The sequence below is a fragment of the Nitrosomonas communis genome, from assembly GCF_900114745.1.
GTDB classification, from domain to species: Bacteria; Pseudomonadota; Gammaproteobacteria; order Burkholderiales; family Nitrosomonadaceae; genus Nitrosomonas; species Nitrosomonas communis_A.
Map to the genome: position 1 here is coordinate 1 of NZ_FOUB01000161.1, position 2,209 is coordinate 2,209.

A 2,209-nucleotide genomic window follows, 5' to 3' on the forward strand; every position below is an offset into this window, starting at 1 on the left:
ATGGATGGCAGTTATGTTAAAGCGCATCAACATAGTGCGGGAGCAGCGAGTCAAGAATCGCAGGCTATCGGGAAAAGCCGTGCAGGCAATACCACAAAGATCCATTTAGCGGTCGATGGTTATGGCTTGCCAGTTGAGTTTGGAATCACCGGTGGAGAAGTCAATGACTGTTCTGCCGCGCCTGATTTGATTGCCAGGTTGCCTGACGCAAAAACAATAGTTGCGGACAAGGGCTATGACAGCGAATGGTTACGGGAACAGATAACGAAGAAGGGGGTTCAGGCTGTGATACCGAGAAAGCGCAACTCGTTGAAGGGTAATGCAGATATGGATTGGGGTTTATATCAATACCGGCATTGGGTGGAGAATGCTTTTGCCAGGCTAAAACAGTATCGGGCAATAGCAACGCGATACGACAAACTGAAGCGAAATTACGAGAGTATGGTAGCCATAGCGTGTGGATATCTGTGGCTACCTATGTGAAATGTCAACAGACCCTAGTATCTGCTGAGAATAGGAGCCCAGAGAAGTTAGCGATGTCAAGAGCATCATAACTGGCGGTTTCTCCAATGTTGATAGAATAGAAAGCTCCAACAAACTATTAACAACAAAGGAAAAACCATGAAGCTAAGCGATGGCAAAAAATCTGTAAGCTTGTCAATCAATGAAACACTATCGGCAAGTGAGCTAACAACGCTAATAGCCGAGCTGGCAGTTATCAGAGCAAACATGCTTCCTGAAGTATCAATAAAACCACCTATAAACAGTGATGATGGCACAGCATCTATGCAAGACGATCCGCGGCTAGTCATCTCAAGACTCAAAGATAATAGAATCAGATTCTGGCTCAGGAATGCAGGGCTTAGCTGGCTCATCTTTGACATTCCTAGCAACCAAGCTAGCTCTATCCGAGACTATCTCGTCGCCAATATACAAACGGGAACCAGCGATCTCTTCAGAGATGACGATGGAGATGGGAACACGCATCATTGAATCGGATCTCCTATTCTTGACCCAACAAAACTTGTAGACCGTAAATACTTGCGCTCATTACTTTGATGTTTTATCAAAGTATTTATATAGTTATATTTATGAAACCACTGCGATTTGTTGGCTCCAGTCTTGATGGTCTGAAAGACTTCCCGATGGAGGTACGCAGCACTGTTGGTTTTGAGCTTTATGCCGTGCAGTGCGGGTTGTTGCCTTCCGATTTCAAACCCATGCTTGCTATCGGTTCTGGTGCTTATGAAATCAGGATGCATGTTCTTGGCGAATGGCGAATTATCTAAGTTGCCAAGATGCATGATGCTGTTTATGTGCTGCATGCATTTCAAAAGAAAACACAAAAAACCAAGCGCGAAGATATCGAGTTGGCCGCCCACCATTATAAACAAATAGAAGGATGAATCATGGATAAAGAACCTGTTATTGAATCGAGCGACAACATGTTTGCCGACATGGGGCTTCCACCGGAAGAGGCTACATTGCTAGTGATGCGCGCCGAATTGATGACCCGCTTGCGTGAGATAATCAACGAGCGTGGCTGGACACAACAAGAAGCATCCAAAATGCTGGGTATCGGTCAATCGCGCATCTCTGATCTGGTACGCGGCAAATGGGAAAAATTCAACCTTGATATGCTGGTTACACTCGTGACACGCACAGGTAAGCATGTTGAGCTGGCCGTTGTTTAAAATCCGCTTATTGTAAACAATCCCGCACACCGTACTAAACCAGAGGAGGAATTTGATTATAGCCTAACCAGTTAAGAATGATTCAGAATGTATAGGATTTGAAAAGCATCTCAACGGTCTGGTTTTGTTGTTTACGCAGTGCTTTGGCCTGTGCCCATTTATGTTCGATGGGATTAAGATCAGGAGAATAAGCGGGTAAGTATTCAAGGGTGTGCCCAGCGTTTTGTATGGCCTCTTGCGTATCCTGCCTCTTATGGAAGGTAGCATTGTCCATCACAACGACCGCATGTGACGGCAATTTAGGCAACAGGTCCTGCATCGCCCATCCATGAAATACATCGGCGCTGATATTGACTGCAAACAGGCTGACGGTTATCAATAGCTTTCCGATCAACGCTCCCATTGCGTTGATACGACCTGGCGCATGCCAGTCATGCGTGCCATGACATCTCTGGCCAGCGGGTGCATAACCGTGCGTGCGCGGCGCATCCTGTGCAAACCCACTTTCATCAATA

6 protein-coding genes are annotated in these 2,209 nt (G+C 46.0%); 5 read left to right on the forward strand and 1 reads right to left on the reverse strand.

Annotated features, from left to right (window positions below; translation table 11 throughout):
* The 5 genes from BM122_RS21050 to BM122_RS21065 all read left to right on the forward strand — a co-directional run.
* The coding region (locus BM122_RS21050; protein WP_074907617.1) for an IS5 family transposase at positions 1–483 on the forward strand (483 nt) is incomplete at its 5' end.
* 138 nt (positions 484–621) lie between these two features.
* Positions 622–993, forward strand: a complete 372-nt coding sequence (locus tag BM122_RS21055; RefSeq protein WP_074907619.1) for a hypothetical protein — start codon at positions 622–624, stop codon at positions 991–993.
* A 98-nt stretch (positions 994–1,091) separates the two neighbouring features.
* A complete protein-coding gene (locus BM122_RS25700; protein WP_256212268.1) occupies positions 1,092–1,289 on the forward strand; it encodes a hypothetical protein in 198 nt (65 codons plus the stop codon).
* Positions 1,290–1,298: 9 nt separating this feature from the next.
* Positions 1,299–1,406, forward strand: coding sequence for a type II toxin-antitoxin system RelE/ParE family toxin (locus BM122_RS25705; RefSeq protein WP_256212269.1), 108 nt, complete (start codon positions 1,299–1,301; stop codon positions 1,404–1,406).
* Between the two features lie 3 nt (positions 1,407–1,409).
* A complete protein-coding gene (locus BM122_RS21065; RefSeq protein ID WP_074907621.1) occupies positions 1,410–1,694 on the forward strand; it encodes a helix-turn-helix domain-containing protein in 285 nt (94 codons plus the stop codon).
* 82 nt (positions 1,695–1,776) lie between these two features.
* Here the strand turns inward: BM122_RS21065 and BM122_RS21070 are convergent.
* Positions 1,777–2,209, reverse strand: a 433-nt coding sequence (locus tag BM122_RS21070; RefSeq protein WP_305728217.1) for a transposase, incomplete at its 5' end; no start/stop codon positions are given.

Coding starts and splice junctions, on each gene's coding strand:
- BM122_RS21055 (WP_074907619.1), top strand. CDS start 622: ATGAAGCTAAGCGATGGCAAAAAATCTGTAAGCTTGTCAATCAATGAA.
- BM122_RS25700 (WP_256212268.1), top strand. CDS start 1,092: ATGAAACCACTGCGATTTGTTGGCTCCAGTCTTGATGGTCTGAAAGAC.
- BM122_RS25705 (WP_256212269.1), top strand. CDS start 1,299: ATGCATGATGCTGTTTATGTGCTGCATGCATTTCAAAAGAAAACACAA.
- BM122_RS21065 (WP_074907621.1), top strand. CDS start 1,410: ATGGATAAAGAACCTGTTATTGAATCGAGCGACAACATGTTTGCCGAC.